This is a genomic window from Acinetobacter sp. COS3 (assembly GCF_000475335.1).
GTDB classification, from domain to species: domain Bacteria; phylum Pseudomonadota; class Gammaproteobacteria; order Pseudomonadales; family Moraxellaceae; genus Acinetobacter; species Acinetobacter venetianus.
The window spans coordinates 1-16,039 of record NZ_AXCD01000004.1 but is presented as its reverse complement, the minus strand read 5'-3'; the positions used below and the strand labels follow the sequence as shown (position 1 = coordinate 16,039).

Annotated in this window: 14 protein-coding genes; 12 read left to right on the top strand and 2 right to left on the bottom strand. The window is 39.9% G+C overall.

Features of this window, described 5'->3' with window-relative positions; translation table 11 throughout:
• The first annotated feature begins 251 nt into the window (after nt 1-251).
• The 7 genes from IO68_RS19040 to IO68_RS19010 all read left to right on the top strand — a co-directional run bounded on the left by IO68_RS19040 (nt 252) and on the right by IO68_RS19010 (nt 7,659).
• The gene (locus IO68_RS19040; RefSeq protein WP_023012567.1) at nt 252-1,244 is read left to right on the top strand and encodes a sulfonate ABC transporter substrate-binding protein; all 993 of its coding nucleotides are present in this window, start codon (nt 252-254) and stop codon (nt 1,242-1,244) included.
• Nucleotides 1,245-1,256: 12 nt separating this feature from the next.
• The gene (locus IO68_RS19035) at nt 1,257-2,246 is read left to right on the top strand and encodes an aliphatic sulfonate ABC transporter substrate-binding protein (RefSeq protein WP_023012566.1); all 990 of its coding nucleotides are present in this window, start codon (nt 1,257-1,259) and stop codon (nt 2,244-2,246) included.
• 31 nt (nt 2,247-2,277) lie between these two features.
• Complete coding sequence (gene ssuD, locus IO68_RS19030; RefSeq protein WP_023012565.1) at nt 2,278-3,453, top strand: FMNH2-dependent alkanesulfonate monooxygenase; 1,176 nt, start codon at nt 2,278-2,280, stop codon at nt 3,451-3,453.
• Nucleotides 3,450-4,253, top strand: coding sequence for an aliphatic sulfonate ABC transporter permease SsuC (gene ssuC, locus IO68_RS19025; protein ID WP_023012564.1), 804 nt, complete (start codon nt 3,450-3,452; stop codon nt 4,251-4,253). The genes ssuD and ssuC overlap by 4 nt, the downstream gene beginning before the upstream one ends.
• A gap of 13 nt (nt 4,254-4,266) precedes the next feature.
• On the top strand, nt 4,267-5,067 hold the full coding sequence (locus IO68_RS19020) for an ATP-binding cassette domain-containing protein (RefSeq protein ID WP_023012563.1): 801 nt from the start codon (nt 4,267-4,269) through the stop codon (nt 5,065-5,067).
• A 223-nt stretch (nt 5,068-5,290) separates the two neighbouring features.
• Nucleotides 5,291-5,902, top strand: a complete 612-nt coding sequence (locus IO68_RS19015) for a TetR/AcrR family transcriptional regulator (RefSeq protein WP_031234660.1) — start codon at nt 5,291-5,293, stop codon at nt 5,900-5,902.
• An 836-nt stretch (nt 5,903-6,738) separates the two neighbouring features.
• A complete protein-coding gene (locus tag IO68_RS19010; RefSeq protein WP_023012561.1) occupies nt 6,739-7,659 on the top strand; it encodes a hypothetical protein in 921 nt (306 codons plus the stop codon).
• Between the two features lie 202 nt (nt 7,660-7,861).
• Here IO68_RS19010 and IO68_RS19005 read toward each other — a convergent pair whose 3' ends face one another.
• A complete protein-coding gene (locus IO68_RS19005; protein ID WP_007478166.1) occupies nt 7,862-8,428 on the bottom strand; it encodes a 5'-nucleosidase in 567 nt (188 codons plus the stop codon).
• A 63-nt stretch (nt 8,429-8,491) separates the two neighbouring features.
• Nucleotides 8,492-9,625, bottom strand: a complete 1,134-nt coding sequence (locus tag IO68_RS19000) for a TDT family transporter (protein WP_023012560.1) — start codon at nt 9,623-9,625, stop codon at nt 8,492-8,494.
• Between the two features lie 207 nt (nt 9,626-9,832).
• On the opposite strand from IO68_RS19000, the gene ribF reads away from it, so the two are divergent.
• The 5 genes from ribF to IO68_RS18975 all read left to right on the top strand — a co-directional run bounded on the left by ribF (nt 9,833) and on the right by IO68_RS18975 (nt 15,390).
• Complete coding sequence (gene ribF / locus IO68_RS18995; RefSeq protein WP_023012559.1) at nt 9,833-10,834, top strand: riboflavin biosynthesis protein RibF; 1,002 nt, start codon at nt 9,833-9,835, stop codon at nt 10,832-10,834.
• 62 nt (nt 10,835-10,896) lie between these two features.
• Nucleotides 10,897-13,734 (top strand): isoleucine--tRNA ligase, encoded by a 2,838-nt coding sequence (gene ileS / locus IO68_RS18990; protein ID WP_023012558.1) that lies wholly within the window; start codon nt 10,897-10,899, stop codon nt 13,732-13,734.
• Entirely contained in the window at nt 13,727-14,257 is a 531-nt protein-coding gene (lspA, locus tag IO68_RS18985; protein ID WP_007478162.1) for a signal peptidase II, read from the top strand. The genes ileS and lspA overlap by 8 nt, the downstream gene beginning before the upstream one ends.
• Nucleotide 14,258: 1 nt before the next feature.
• Nucleotides 14,259-14,741, top strand: coding sequence for an FKBP-type peptidyl-prolyl cis-trans isomerase (locus IO68_RS18980; RefSeq protein ID WP_004882179.1), 483 nt, complete (start codon nt 14,259-14,261; stop codon nt 14,739-14,741).
• Between the two features lie 106 nt (nt 14,742-14,847).
• Nucleotides 14,848-15,390, top strand: coding sequence for an NADPH-dependent FMN reductase (locus IO68_RS18975; RefSeq protein WP_023012557.1), 543 nt, complete (start codon nt 14,848-14,850; stop codon nt 15,388-15,390).
• The last annotated feature ends 649 nt before the right edge of the window (nt 15,391-16,039 follow it).

Genomic DNA, 16,039 nt, shown 5'->3' with positions numbered 1-16,039 from the left:
CTGCTTAACTAGTAGATCAGAAATCAATACCATCTAAACTAAAAGATTAAAATTTAATATAAAAACAATACTTTATTTAAATAAAGTATTGTTTTTCTTATTCTAACTATCGATAAAGTTATGCAATCTTCTATTTTGCTTTTTTCATCATAAGCAAAGCCTAATTAGTTATTTTTTATGCAATAAAAAAAGTTTTAGCTTAGTTGCTCATCTTATTTAAATCTTTTGATTTGTCGGGGAGCGCAACTCACATGGCTATTTCTATTCATCGTTCATGGGCAACATCTACAATCATTGCAGCAAGTCTTGCCAGTGTAATGGGTGTTGCAGGTTGTGCAAAAAAACCAGAGCAGCAAGAGACAACAAAACAAGAAACCACAACATTAAATATCGGCTTTCAAAAGTATGGCATCCTGCCGATTGTTAAAGCAAAAGGTGAATTAGAAAAAAATCTTGCTGCTCAAGGTGTAAATGTTAAATGGGTTGAATTTCCAGCTGGCCCACAACTTTTGGAAGGATTAAATGTAGGTAGCGTGGTATTTGGCGAAGCAGGTGAAGCACCGCCAATCTTTGCTCAAGCCGCCAATCCCAATCTGGTCTATGTCGCGAACCAACCTGCAGCACCACAAGCCGAAGCCTTGATCGTACAAAAAAATTCTCCTATTCAATCCATCCAAGATCTGAAAGGTAAACGTGTGGCGCTGAATAAAGGTTCCAATGTTCACTATCTTCTACTCAAACTCTTAGAAGCAAACAATCTCAGTTTAAAAGATGTTCAAGCCGTTTATCTTCCACCAGCGGATGCTCGTGCGGCATTTGAAAAAGGTGCGATAGATGCATGGGTGATTTGGGATCCATTCTTCGCCGCAGCTGAACATCAAATTCATGCGCGTGTCATTGCAACGGGGGAACATTTAGTCAGCAATCACCAATTTTATTTGGCTGATCGTCAATTTGCTGAGCGTCATCCACAGGTTTTAAATACCGTGGTGACAACACTCAATCAAACGACAGATTGGGTCAAAACCCATCCTGACGATGCAGCAAAATTACTGGAAAAACCAACAGGGCTTGAGTTTGATGTTTTGAAAAGCTCAATTTCACGTATGGGTTTCGGAGTTCAACCCATCTCTAATAAAGTCGCAATAGGACAGCAATATGTTGCCGATGCTTTCTTTTCACAAAAACTGATTCCCAAGCAGCTTGTGATTCAAGATGCCGTATTAAAGAACAACGTTCAATAATAGGAGAGCATCATGACGTTGTTAGCGAAGATTTCTGTTCTTAGTTTACTGATCTCTGCATTTTTACTCAGCGGCTGCCAAAAAACTGAGCCGCAAAGTACGGAGAAAGTAACTTCAGCCGAAGAAAATACGGCGGTCAAAACCCTGTCTATTGGCTTTCAGAAATCATCACTGAATTTATTGGTAGCTAGACAGCAACAACTGTTTGAGCAAGCATTTCCGAACGCCAAAATTGAATGGCGTGAATTCCCAGCTGGGCCGCAAATGTTAGAAGCACTTGCCGTCGGTGCTATCGATTTTGGCTATGTGGGCAATACCCCACCGATCTTTGCTCAAGCCGCAGCCAAGCCACTGAGCTACGTAGCTTATGAGATGGTTGCACCGACAGGTCAAGCGGTGCTGGTACATGCCAACAACAAGATCAACACTTTACAAGATTTAAAAGGTAAGCGTATTGCAGTACAAAAAGGTTCCAGTGCACATGAACTACTCGCCAAAACCCTGCAAAAAGCGGGGCTATCTTGGCAAGATATTCAACCGATTTGGTTACCTCCTGCCGATGCACGAGCAGCATTTGATAAGCAGGCCGTAGATGCGTGGGCAATTTGGGAACCCTACTTAGGAACTGCAGAGTTACAAGGCCCTACAAAAACTTTGGTCGATGGCTCTGCTTTTCCAACCACTTATTCTTTTTATATCGGCAATCCTGACTTCATTCAAAAGCATCCAAATTCAGTGCAGAAACTCATTAACAGTGTAAATAGCGCAGATCAATGGATTGTAAAGTATCAAGATCAAGCCTTACAGATTTATGCACAAAGCACAGGTCTCAGTACCCCTGTCGCCCAACAAGTTCTCAATAAACGTCCAAAACCTTCACCTGTATATGCACTCAACAGTGAAGTGATCAAAAGTCAGCAGCAAATCGCCGATTTATTTAAACAAGAGCAACTCATTCCTGTGCACATCAATATTCAGCACAGCGTCTGGTCTGCCCAATAGTCATACTTTTCATTTTATAAGGAACATCGACATGAATATTTTCTGGTTTATTCCCACTCATGGTGACAGTCGTTATTTAGGCACCAGCAAGGGTGCTCGTCAGGTCGATCATGCTTATATGAAACAAATTGCCGTTGCCGTGGATAATCTCGGTTATGCAGGGGTATTGATTCCGACTGGCCGTTCTTGTGAAGATCCATGGATCACTGCAGCAAGTCTGATTGATGCGACTAAGCAACTTAAGTTTTTAGTAGCACTACGCCCGGGTATTACCACCCCTGCACTTGCGGCACGTATGGCAGCCACTTTTGACCGCCTCTCCAATGGTCGTATTTTGCTGAATCTGGTGACTGGCGGTGACGAACAAGAACTGAAAGGTGATGGTCTATATGAAGATCATAGTACCCGTTATCAGACCGCATCCGAATATGTCAAAATCTGGTGCGAAATCCTAACCTGCTCACATACGGGTGAATCTTTTACGTTTCATGGCGAACGCCTCAGAGTTGACGATGCCAAACTGCTCTATCCACCTGTACAACAGCCGTACCCACCCCTCTGGTTTGGTGGTTCTTCAGAAGCTGCAACAGAGTTGGCAGCTGAACAGGTTGATACCTATCTGACTTGGGGTGAACCACCTGCTGCGGTAAAGGAGAAAATTGAATATCTCCGTGCTAAAGCAGCTGCTAAAGGTCGCACACTCACTTATGGCATTCGCTTACATGTGATTGTACGCGAAACCAATGAACAAGCATGGGCCGCCGCCGATGAACTGATTCAATATTTGGATGATGCCACAATTGCGGCAGCTCAGAAAAAATTTGCGCAGATGGACTCTGTCGGTCAGCAACGTATGGCTGCACTACACGGTGGACGTAAAGATCAATTAGAAGTATCTCCGAATTTATGGGCAGGCATTGGCTTAGTCCGTGGTGGTGCTGGGACTGCTTTAGTTGGCGACCCTGAAACAGTTGCCGCTCGTATTCAAGAATATGCAAACTTAGGCATTGATACCTTTATTTTCTCTGGCTATCCGCATTTGGAAGAATCAATCCGCTTTGCCGAATTGGTGTTCCCACTACTCCCACTTAAAACTCGTGAAAAATTGGCGCAACCTCATCTCACAGGTCCATTCGGAGAAATCATTGCCAATAACTATGTGCCAGAAGAGAAAGTACCAAAAACCTTGGTCAAGGAGGAGGCATGAGTACAAAACCTTTTTTGAATGATGTTTCACGTGGAACACTAAAAATTGGTAAAGGTCTGCTGCCATGGTTATTCCCAATTCTGCTGATTCTGATTTGGCAAACAGCATCTAGCTCTGGGTTGCTACAAAATCGAATATTACCTGCCCCAACTGCTGTTGTGAGTGCTTTCTGGCATTTGCTAGTCAGTGGCGAACTTTGGCTGCATGTCAAAGTCAGTGCAGGTCGGGCGCTACTCGGTTTATTAATTGGTGGTGGACTCGGTCTGATACTAGGACTACTCAATGGCTCATCGCGTGTGGCTTCAACCTTGCTGGATACTACCCTGCAAATGATCCGTAATATCCCTGCACTAGCACTAATTCCACTGGTGATTTTATGGTTTGGTATTGATGAAACTGCCAAGTTATTTTTGGTTGCGATCGGCGTGTTTTTCCCGATCTACATCAATACTTATCATGGTATCCGCTCCGTCGATCCACAGCTCATCGAAATGGGTAAAAGCTACGGTCTGAATCGTTGGCAGCTTTATCGAGACATTATCTTACCGGGTGCGATGCCCTCGATTTTAGTTGGACTGCGCTTTTCTCTAGGTTTGGTTTGGGTACTCTTAATCGTTGCAGAAACGATTTCAGCACAGTCAGGAATTGGTTATATGACCATGAATGCACGCGAGTTTTTACAGACCGATATTGTCTTAGTCGGTATTTTACTCTACGCCCTACTGGGTAAATTAGCAGATGTATTGGCACAAGCGCTAGAACGCTATCTATTGCGTTGGCATGCAGGCTATCAAAAATAAAAGGCACAGAAACATGAGTAACTTAAATTTAAACTTTTACGATAACGGTCTGATCCAACCGATAACAGAACCAGAAACTATCACAGTACCCGCCAATGGCGCTGATATTTTGATTGAGCAACTGTATAAATTTTATGGTGATGTCAAAGTTCTTGAGGATTTAGACCTCAACATTCAAGCGGGTGAGTTTGTTGCCATTGTTGGACGCAGTGGTTGCGGCAAAAGTACGCTACTGCGTTTGATTGCTCAGTTAGAAAATGTCAGTTATGGTGAAATTAAATTTCAATCAGCTCGCAATTTCCGTGAGGGCATTACGAGCGCTGATATTCGCGTGATGTTCCAAGATCCTCGATTATTACCGTGGAAAAGTGTTCTGCACAATGCTCAACTTGGTTTAGCTAAAGAACAATATGCGCTTGCAGCAACATTATTAGAAAAAGTAGGCTTAAAAGACAAAGCCAATCAATGGCCAGCACAGCTTTCTGGTGGACAGCGCCAACGTGCTGCTCTTGCACGCGCACTTGCACATACACCACGTATTTTATTGCTGGATGAGCCATTAGGCGCATTAGATGCTTTGACGCGTTTAGAAATGCAAAATTTGATTGAACGTCTATGGAAAGAACAAGGTTTTACTGCAATTTTAGTCACACATGATGTCAGTGAAGCAGTGCAATTGGCAGATCGAATCATTTTGCTGGATCAAGGTCACATCGCACGGAATTTCCAAGTCGACCTCCCCCGTCCCCGTAAAAAAAGCATTGCTTTCGCTCAGCTTGAACAACAAGTACTAGATGCAGTTTTAGAGCGTTAGTTACTCAATATAGTATGATTAGAATAAATGACTATCCATTCATATTGAACACAAAATAACCAAATTTATGATTAAAACTTAGTGGTATTTTTACCGTTAATCAACCGAACATTACCGTTAATCTTAGAACTATAGGTTTTTTGCTAAAATAAATGTGTTGTTGTGCACAGATATAAGAAATTATCTTACAATGTCAATGACATTTTTTGAATCAAGCTCTCAGATGGAACAGAAAAAAAGTACACAAAAGCGCAATCAATTGCTGAATGCTGCCCTAGATGTTTTTTCCGTCTATGGGTTCAGCGGAGCAAGTTTGGATGAGATTGCACAGCTTGCAAATATGCATAAATCGAATATTTTCTATTACTATGAAAATAAAGAATCGCTTTATGTTGAAGTGCTGACAACTGTATTACAGAAATGGCTTGCACCTTTGCAAATTTTAGAAGCAGAACTTGAGCCTACTCAAGCACTTACTGATTATCTCATTCAAAAACTCGAAAGCTCACGCGACCAACCTAAAGCATCTCGTTTGTTTGCTTTAGAAATTATTCAGGGTGCTCCGCATATTCTACCTATTTTAAAAGGGCCTTTGAAAAAGCTATTTAAGCGTAAAACCAAAGTGATCCAAACTTGGCAAGAGCAAGGTAAATTATCAGCAGAGATTGACCCTGAATTGTTGATTATCAATATCTGGGCTATCACCCAGAATTACGCGGACTTTTCGACGCAAATGGAAATGGTCACGGGTAAAACTTTGCGTAACCGTAGCATGTTTCAACGCACGGTTGAGCACACTGTGCATATGATGTTGTACGGCGTATTACCACGTTAAATTTTCTTTAGTTAAGAGCCTTAATTTTAACGATTGAAATACATTAAAAAAGCGACTTCGATAGTCGCTTTTTTATTCAATACATGAGGATGTTATTAAGTTGATCTAAACAAAATAATGGAACAATGATAAATAGACCTATATCATGTAAAATCAGTTTCCGTGAGCAGAACACAGAAATGATATTTACTAAGATATTGATACTAAATATAAAATATTCAAGGTTTCGTATAAGCTGTGTTATGTTAATTTTAAAAAAACTTACAAATTAGCCAACTAATATCTATACAAAATAGGATGGATTATGTTGAATAAATATCAATCATCTTCAGTTTAAAACAATGATTTCCCTGCGGGAACAACAGCATTCTTTGGTCAGCTTTCAATAGCAACCTGTTTACCTATCTATGAGGTAAAAATTATATAAAGGAAAAAGCTGTGATGGATTAGGAAATACTTGTTCCATTAGCACAGTCAATAAGGAGTATTGCTGAAACTCTCTCAACCGCTTAGTAAAGTCAAAGCACGAAGTGCGACGCTTTGGGACACGAATTGAGAAGTTGAGTACATTTTTTTAGATATTTTATGTGTTGTGTTCGAATATTTTATTCATTTTCTCAGACTATTGGGGGTTCTATAGATAACCAAGTTATTGTTTTTTTAGATATTGCAGAGTATTTAATAGCATTAATTACCGTATAGTTTATTACTGTCATATTGAATTCTGTTTCTCTGTTTAAAAATAATTGTGATTTTTTATGCTTAGAATAAAAAAGAAATTCATGATCTATAGTAAGCTATGTAATAGCTAATCATTTTACAAATGAAGTATAACAATGAAAAAAAACATCCTTGCAATATTTATACCCGTTTTAATAACAGCCTGTGGGGAAAATAATTCTACTAATGGCAATGAAAATCAAATTAAAAGAGAAAACTCTGTTAACTCGCTTTTACAAATAAGTGATGAAAATTCACAATTGAAATTACTCAAAAGAAAAATAACGAGTATAGATGATACTCAACCAGTATATCTTTATTCTCAAAATTTTGATTTTGAACAGGAAAGTTACAAGAAAAGTTATGAGCTGATTTATCAGTTTAAAGTTGAAAGTAATTACTCTCTTAGTATTTCTTTTGAAGACTCAAAAAATCAACCTTCAAAAATGCAATTATGGATAGATAATAATAATCCCGACTTGGCTTCAGTATTTTCTTGTGGTGATCAACAAGTGCCTATTTGTGATAATATTTCTATGAAAATAGATCATAAAACAGGCAGTAGTAAAATTATTTTTAACCAATCTAAAATTTATGATTACGATAAAAAATATTTAACATTATCAGGTTCAATTTCAGGTCACCTCCAGCAGAATCCGACAGTTGTTAATATACCAACATCAGGTTCATATAATATGATATATAGAATTTCCGATAATAATCAAGATATACCGATGACACAACCTAACTTTAGGTTCTATTCTTTTACTAATCATAATATTAATCGTTTTATAACATCAAAGTCTATTTTTGAAAATTTTCTATATATTAAAACTATCAATAGCATTGTGAATGAAGTTTGGTACGCTACCCCAATAGGTCTAGGTCTTCCTTTATCTATATGGGAGCGTAAAAGTAATACTAATATTGGAAATATTTCATTTAATCCAATCAATTTAACAGTAAATTTTAACCAATTTAAAATGTCTAATGATGGTTATCCAGACATTTATCTTGAAGGCACTATTGGACCTTAAACGGCTTTGTTGCACAAACCTATCACAAAGCCAATTGGTTTGACCAAAGGGAGAAACCATAGCACCGTATGAAAATCGCTAAATACAGGCTTACAAGAGGATACAGCGGAGCTTTCAAGATGGCTTCACCACTTTTTTGCAATCGCTTCCTGAATGATTTCTGCCTTTAATCGTTCCCAAAAAAGCCCAAGATTAACACCTTTTAAAAATGTGCCTGATACAACGCCAATAATTTTTGTGCGCCAAGCAACAAGTTCTCTTCCCAATCCAAATGAGCAGTATCATTGGCACCATCAGTAATGTATTTGACTGAGATCAATCGTACACCGAGCTTTTTACACACTTTAGCCAAGGCATAGGCTTCCATGTCCACAAGATTACAACTGACCTTTGGTACTCCTGTTTCAAACGAATCACCCGTACCACAAATTCCCTTTGGTAAGGATTCAAAGTGGGGTTGTGCATGAATCTCTGCTGGAAAATGCTCATCCATCGGTGTCACCCCAACAGCAAAACCTAAAGGTGAGACATCCATATCACGTTGCACAAAAGTCGTAACCTCGACCAAGCTATGCGCATCAAAGTGCGAACTGCCTGCACTACCTAAATTGATCAGCGTTTTACAGCCTGTTTTTTGAATCACGTCAAAGGCTTTGAATGCTGCATTAATTTTGCCGATTCCACTGTAATGAACGTCAATGCCTGCTTGCTCAAATAAACCTTTCGACTCATTTGGCAACGCCATAATCAGGGCAATATCAGCATTCATAAAAAAAACTCGTTCAAATCAAAATAGAGACACAAAAAAGGTGTGCTTCGGCACACCTCAATATTATTGCATCTTCTGCTGTAAGGCGACCAAACAGGGAGAGAAAAATAATTGACCACTATACGCCCCCGCTATGGTTTTCTTCACCACTAACGCCCACAAGCCAACCAACAATACACTTAAAACCACCGCTACATACTGTAAGAAGTCGATATGTAACTGATGTGCCAAATTAAAGATCGCCAAGATAAACACACCGAATGGGAAAGTCAGTCCCCACCAACCCAAGTTAAATGGAATGCCAGTACTCATATGACGCAGTGTGGTCAAAATCGCAATCCCAAACCACCATAAGCCAAAACCTAATAGCACCAAACTTGCCACAATACCCAAGGCTGGCAGTAATGTCGCTAAGCCATCAAAACCCATCGCTTGCATAATTCGTGGCGCTTGCTCACCAAGCAATAATAACGCTAATGCTCCCGTTCCAATCGGTCCTAAACATAACCAACTAGAAATCGCGACTTCTTTCTCTGGCAATTGGTGCAAGGCCAAACGCAACATTAAAATGGTTAAGATCGCAAAAGCAGGTAGTACTGAAATCCCCCACAACACATAACCAGTGATCAAGATCGCTAAAGCATGTTGGTCAGCAGCTAAATGTTGCAATAAAAGGCCTGCAGAACTGGCTGCAACTTCACACGCCACTATCGGGAGTAACCATACTGCCGTCATACGATGTAGCTGATGATCTTGGCAGCTAAACATACAAAACGGCACAATCCATGCGATCATCACTGCGAGCAAAACATCGAGATACCAAAGGTATTCAGCAATATGTATTGCAATATCCCCGTAGAGATGAATACCAAAACTGAGGAAACCATTGGTAATAGTGGCTAAACCCATTGGAATAGCACCTAAAAACAAGCTCATGTTGGGATGATTAAAAATCTGTTTTGCTTCATTTGGAAATAAAATCCAACGTAGAGCATAAAGCACGCTAAAAGTGCTAAATAACAAAATATTAAACTGCCATAATTTAGTTGCAAGCATAAACAAAACAGATGAAGCAAAAGGCAGCTGTGCTAAAATCATTGCGACAACGCCTGTTCCCATGGTTGCAGTAAACCAGTTTGGGGTAAAATGGCGAATTACATCCCTGCTCTGTTCTAGCTGATAAAATGGCTTTTTCATCTCTATCTCGATATAAAGCGACAATAACGTTATATTAAAAGAGATTTTAAATAAGAAAAATTGATTTATTTTTATTTAATGAATAAATTAAATTGATATAAAAGTTTTAAATATTGAAATTTTTCTGTGTAAAAACACAACAACAAGACGAAACGCCGAGATTATGGCAATATATAGCCTTTGCAAAATTCACTGTATTTAACGCCCATGAAGTTGCTTCGTCTCAACGCATTATCGCCAGATTTTCAGTTACCTCCGACTGCGGTAACGATTGGCAATTTTGATGGTGTCCATCTCGGTCATCAGGCGATGATTGCTCAATTGCAAATATTAGCCAAAGCACAAGGCTTAAACACATTAGTCATGATTTTCGAGCCGCAACCACTTGAATTTTTTAAAGGTTATGACGCACCTCCGCGCATTAGCTCATTACGTGAAAAAGTCGAATATTTAACTGAACTGGGTGTCGATTACATCGCAGTCGCAAAATTTGATCAATATTTTAGAAGCCTCAGCGCAACACTATTTGCTGACTTGCTCAAATTAAAACTCAATGCACAAAGTCTAGTGTTGGGCGATGATTTTCATTTTGGTAAAGATCGTCAGGGCAATAGCGAATTTTTACGTGATTATGGTTTTGATGTCACAAATTTAAATACCGTTGCCTTAAAAGGTGAACGCGTCAGTTCTACCCGTATTCGCCAAGTGCTACAAGAAGGTGATCTTGCTTTAGCTGCAAAACTACTGGGTCGTCCTTATAGCATTACAGGTCGAGTGCAATATGGAGATCAGATTGGTCGTACTCTTGATTTTCCAACCATTAATGTGCGTTTAAATCGCCATAAACCCTGTTTAAATGGCATCTATGCAGTAGATGTGGTCTGTGAAAACGCGTCATTGAGTGAAAAAATTAAACATTCAGATCCTGCGCTCAACGGTATTGCAGGCTATCAAAATGATAGTTTATTTGGTGCAGGTCATGTGGGGACACGTCCTGCCATCCAACAAGCACAGCCAGAATGGCGATTAGAAGTACATTTCCCTGATGTTTCTGCTAATCTGTATGGCTTATTGATGCGGGTGACTTTTCTTCACTATTTACATGGTGAATTGAATTACCCTTCGCTTGAAGCACTCAAAGTCGGAATTGATGATGATGTACAAAAATTACGTGATTATCGTAGTCGTACTTCAGAATTTCCTTTTTAAATTTAATTTTCATTTGTAATACATGTCAGTTTACAAACTGATCAAACTGGAAGAAAACTTGCATGAGCGATAAGCAAACTCCTGAAAATGCAGTGGATTATAAAGCCACACTCAATTTACCTCATACTGAATTTGCGATGAAAGCAAACTTAGCTGTGCGTGAAGCTAAATGGTTAGAAGAGTGGTATGCCGACAACATTTATCAGCAGATTCGTGAATCGCGTATTGGCAAGAAAAAATATGTACTGCATGACGGCCCTCCATATGCCAATGGTCAAATCCATTTAGGTCATGCAGTCAATAAAGTTTTAAAAGACATCATCATTAAAAGCCGCGTTTTAGATGGTTTCGATGCACCGTATGTACCGGGCTGGGACTGTCATGGTTTACCAATCGAACTGAAAGTTGAAGAAAAAGTCGGCAAAGTCGGTGTTAAAGTTGATGCTTCAACTTTTCGTAAAGCATGCCGTGAATATGCCTATTCACAAGTTGAGCTACAAAAGAAAGACTTCGTGCGTATGGGGGTATTTGGTGACTGGGACAATCCTTACCTTACCATGAACTTCAAACAAGAAGCAGACATCGTACGATCACTGGGTGCAATTGCCAAAGCTGGTCATATTGAACCGGGTCTAAAACCAGTCAACTGGTGTATGGACTGTGGCTCTGCACTCGCAGAGGCGGAAGTTGAATACGAAGATAAGAAATCAGATGCGATTGATGTTGGCTTCAGCGTTGTTGATCTCAAAGATTTAAGCACACGTTTGAATGTTGATGTGCAAGATGCAACTGATATTGTGATTTGGACCACCACACCGTGGACTTTGCCTGCTAACCAAGCTGTAGCACTACACGCTGAAATCGACTATCAATTGGTTCAAGTGACGACTGAACGTGGCACGCAAAACTTTATTCTAGCTAAAGATTTAGTTGAATCTGCGATCGAACGCTACAAACTAGAAAATCCAGTGGTACTGGCTGATTTTAAAGGCGTGGCAATCGAAAATCTGTTATTGCAACACCCACTGTTAACAGATCGTCAAGTACCAGTGATTTTAGGTGAGCATGTCATCGCAACAAGTGGTACAGGTGCTGTTCATACCGCACCCGGCCATGGTGTAGACGACTATAAAGTCGGTTTACAGTACAATCTAAAAGTAGATAATCCAGTGGGCGGCAATGGTGTTTATTTGCCAACAGCTCCGATCTTTGCTGGCGAGCACATCTATAAAGCAAATCCTCAAATCATTGAGGCATTGGGCGCAGTGGGTCGTTTATGGGCACACCAACCAATTAAACACAGCTACCCACACTGCTGGCGTCATAAAACACCTATTATCTTCCGTGCAACACCGCAATGGTTTATCAGCATGGATGCCAATGGTCTACGCCAAAATGCCTTGAATGCGATTGAAAATGACATCGCGTTTGTTCCTGATTGGGGACAAAGCCGTATTCAGTCGATGATCGAAGGTCGTCCTGACTGGTGTATCTCACGTCAACGTACTTGGGGCGTGCCAATCCCATTCTTCGTACATAAAGATACCAATGCTCTGCATCCACGCACGCCTGAGTTGATCGAAGAAGTGGCTAAACTAATCGAGCAAGAAGGTATCGATGGTTGGTATAACCGTGAAGCGAGTGAGTTCATCGGTGCTGATGCAGAACAATATAATGCAGTACGCGATACCTTAGACGTTTGGTTTGACTCTGGAACGACACACTACGCTGTGCTGCGTGAACGTGATGACCTACAAGATCCAGCAGATCTCTATCTTGAAGGTTCAGACCAACACCGTGGCTGGTTCCAATCTTCATTGCTGACCTCAATTGCAATCAATGAACGTGCACCCTATAAAGGCCTACTCACCCATGGTTTCGTGGTTGATGAGAAAGGCCGTAAGATGTCTAAATCATTGGGTAACATCATTACCCCACAAGACATTATCAAAGATATGGGTGCGGATGGTTTACGCTTCTGGATTGCTTCAGCTGACTACCGTTATGAAATGACGGCAGGTAAAGAAATCTTTAGCCGTGCCTCTGATGGTTATCGTCGTATTCGTAATACTTTACGTTTCTTATTGGCAAACTTAAATGGTTTTAAACCATCTACAGATGCGCTACCGGTAGACCAATTGATTGCATTGGATCAATACATCTTACAACGCGCTGCTGAGGTTCAAAAAACTATTCAGCAAGCTTATGAAGAGATGAATTTCCATATTGTGACCAATGCACTGACTAACTTCTGTATCAATGACTTGGGTGGTTTCTACCTCGACATCATCAAAGATCGTCAATACACCACCAAAGCAGATTCTCAAGCACGCCATTCTGCTCAAACAGCGCTCTATCATATTGTTCAAGCCTTTGTTCGCTGGATGTCACCAATCCTAAGCTTTACTGCACAAGAGGCTTGGCCGTTGATTCCTGAACAAACAGGAAAATATGTATTTACCGCTGAATGGTATGACATCCCAACTGCATCAACTGCAAACTTGCTTTCAGAAGCAGATTGGCAAACATTGATTAGCGTAAAATCAGCAGTAAATAAACAGATTGAAGCCGCACGTAACGCTAAACTCATCGGCAGTAACTTATCTGCCAAAGTTGAACTTTGGGCAGATGAATCATTACAAATATTGTTAAATCAATTGGCCGATGAATTGCGTTTTGTCTTGATTACCTCTCAAGTCATCGTTCACCCTTATGCTGAACAAGGTGAAAGCACAGATCTTGCTGGTCTGCGCGTTCAAGTTTCAGCAGCAGATGGTGAGAAATGTGTACGTTGCTGGCATGTATTGCCTGATGTAAATACACATGTTGGTCATGCAGGTTTATGCGCTCGTTGTATCATCAACGTCACTGGTGGTGGCGAAGTGAGAAAGTATGCCTAATTCACAAGCAAAAAAAGGCTTGTTTCAGTTTTATCCGCACAATTTACTTTGGCTTGGACTTTCAGTCCTTGCCATTGTGTTGGATCAATGGACAAAATGGATTGCCAGTACACATTTAAATTACGCCGATCCAATCCCAGTTTTACCTTTTTTAAATTGGACTTTACTGCATAACTACGGGGCTGCTTTTAGCTTTTTATCAGATGCGGGTGGTTGGCAGCGTTATTTCTTTACCTCTTTAGCGGGTATCGTATCGATCATTTTTGTGTTTTGGTTAATGCGTATGCCGAAGAAAATGGTGATTTTACCGATGGCGATTGCCTTGATTCTGGGCGGTGCGATTGGTAATTTGATTGACCGCGTCAGCCTAGGCTATGTCGTCGACTTTATCCATGTGTACTACCAAAACAGCCACTTTCCTGCTTTCAATCTTGCAGATAGCGCTATTACTTTAGGGACTATTTTACTGTTGATTGATACTTTCTTCTTAGAGAAGAAACGCAACCAAAATGCGGATGCATAAGATGAACGAAATTATCCAACCTAACGAAGAAATCCGTATTCAAGACGGCTCAAAAGTTGACTTACATTTTTCTGTATCCATTGAAAATGGTGTTGAAATCGACAACACTCGTGGACGCGAAGAACCTGTAAATCTTGTGATTGGTGATGGTAACTTACTGCCAGGATTTGAAAAGGCATTATTTGGTTTACGTGCAGGCGATCGTCGTACTGTACATTTACCGCCAGAAGATGCATTCGGTCCTTGGAATCCTGAAAATATTCAAACCTTCGATACCGTCAAATTTGAACAACGTCCAATTGTTGGTCACATGATTGAATTTGAAGATAAAGCCAAAGCAACCTTGTTTGGAATCGTAAAATCGGTCAATGATGACATTACAGAAATCGATTTTAACCACCCATTGGCAGGCAAAAATATTACCTTTGAAGTGGAAATCTTCAAAGTTACCCCTGCAGGCCAGCAAGGCATCAAATTGATGTAACAAAAAAGCTCTCAAATGAGAGCTTTTTTTATCGCCTAAAAAAAGTATAACATCATTAAAAGTATTCATTTTTATAATCAAAGTAATAACACATAGGAATTTAAGTATGCTGATTTATATTATTGTTGGTAGTGTTCGGGAAGGTCGTACAGCGATCAAAGTCGCCAATTGGGTACAACAAGCAACCACTGAACTCGCATTAAAAGATATTCAAACAGAAATCGTCGATCTTAAGAAATGGGACTTACCGCTATTTGCCGGTTCTCATCCACCTGCGACAGGCATCTATGATCAGCCCAAACAACAACAATGGGCAGATAAAATTGCGCAGGCGCAGGCGTTTATCTTCATTAGCCCTGAATATAACCATGGCTATAGTCCAGCACTGAAGAATGCCTTGGATTATGTGGGTAAAGAATGGCAAGGTAAACCTGCAGCCTTTATCGGCTATGGTTCAACCAATGGCTCACGTTCAATCAGTCAAATTCGCCAAGTAACCTCAAGCTTAGGTCTAGTTGATCCGAATGCTGTGATTGAAATTCGCGACATCTTTAAACGTAATAAAGACGAAAAATTTGAAGCCAATGAATTTGAAGTGAAAGGACTAACAGCACTTGTTGCCAAATTACGGGAATATCATATCGATTAGTTGTATGTCTAAGCGTACATTCATCAGGTCAATTTACGTCTATTCCACTTTTGACTTGGTCGCTAATATACAAAGCATAGAGAGACAGGAAGTATCATTGAGAATAAGAACAGACACAGGACGTGGTCGTTAATAGGATATCAACGACATAAACTGAATATGAAGAAGCCCCGTCAGGATGATGGGGCTTCTTTTTATCTATTCTTCTTATGCTTCATTTAAAGGCTTTTAAGACACGCAACCACTTCGGCATGCTCAGCTATTTCAGCTAACTCTATAGCACCTTTTACTCGCATACTTCACCACCATCAAACTGTCTTTCTCAACGACATTCTGTAACACACTGAGCAGTTCTTCCACCATTTTCAGGCAGTGAAGAGAAAAGGTGTAATCTTTTAATGGTCCTAGTTTAATAATAACTGCGAAATAAACCCTAAAGCTTGTTGATCTCTTATTTTTTAAAAATAAATTTAGTTAAAATAATTAATAAGGCGAAAAATATAAAATTAATTATTTATTTTTTAATGATGTTATTTAGATAATTTTCAAACTAAAAATTCAGTTTTAATAGTATATTTTCCTCGACGCAATAAAAAACACCCCCACTCATACGAATGGGGGTGTTTAGATTTAAAAGCTGGCGATGACT

Coding starts and splice junctions, on each gene's coding strand:
- IO68_RS18980 (WP_004882179.1), top strand. CDS start 14,259: ATGAACGAAATTATCCAACCTAACGAAGAAATCCGTATTCAAGACGGC.
- IO68_RS19000 (WP_023012560.1), bottom strand. CDS start 9,625: ATGAAAAAGCCATTTTATCAGCTAGAACAGAGCAGGGATGTAATTCGC.
- ileS (WP_023012558.1), top strand. CDS start 10,897: ATGAGCGATAAGCAAACTCCTGAAAATGCAGTGGATTATAAAGCCACA.
- ssuC (WP_023012564.1), top strand. CDS start 3,450: ATGAGTACAAAACCTTTTTTGAATGATGTTTCACGTGGAACACTAAAA.
- ribF (WP_023012559.1), top strand. CDS start 9,833: ATGAAGTTGCTTCGTCTCAACGCATTATCGCCAGATTTTCAGTTACCT.
- IO68_RS19035 (WP_023012566.1), top strand. CDS start 1,257: ATGACGTTGTTAGCGAAGATTTCTGTTCTTAGTTTACTGATCTCTGCA.
- ssuD (WP_023012565.1), top strand. CDS start 2,278: ATGAATATTTTCTGGTTTATTCCCACTCATGGTGACAGTCGTTATTTA.
- IO68_RS19020 (WP_023012563.1), top strand. CDS start 4,267: ATGAGTAACTTAAATTTAAACTTTTACGATAACGGTCTGATCCAACCG.
- IO68_RS18975 (WP_023012557.1), top strand. CDS start 14,848: ATGCTGATTTATATTATTGTTGGTAGTGTTCGGGAAGGTCGTACAGCG.
- IO68_RS19015 (WP_031234660.1), top strand. CDS start 5,291: ATGGAACAGAAAAAAAGTACACAAAAGCGCAATCAATTGCTGAATGCT.
- IO68_RS19005 (WP_007478166.1), bottom strand. CDS start 8,428: ATGAATGCTGATATTGCCCTGATTATGGCGTTGCCAAATGAGTCGAAA.
- IO68_RS19040 (WP_023012567.1), top strand. CDS start 252: ATGGCTATTTCTATTCATCGTTCATGGGCAACATCTACAATCATTGCA.
- IO68_RS19010 (WP_023012561.1), top strand. CDS start 6,739: ATGAAAAAAAACATCCTTGCAATATTTATACCCGTTTTAATAACAGCC.
- lspA (WP_007478162.1), top strand. CDS start 13,727: ATGCCTAATTCACAAGCAAAAAAAGGCTTGTTTCAGTTTTATCCGCAC.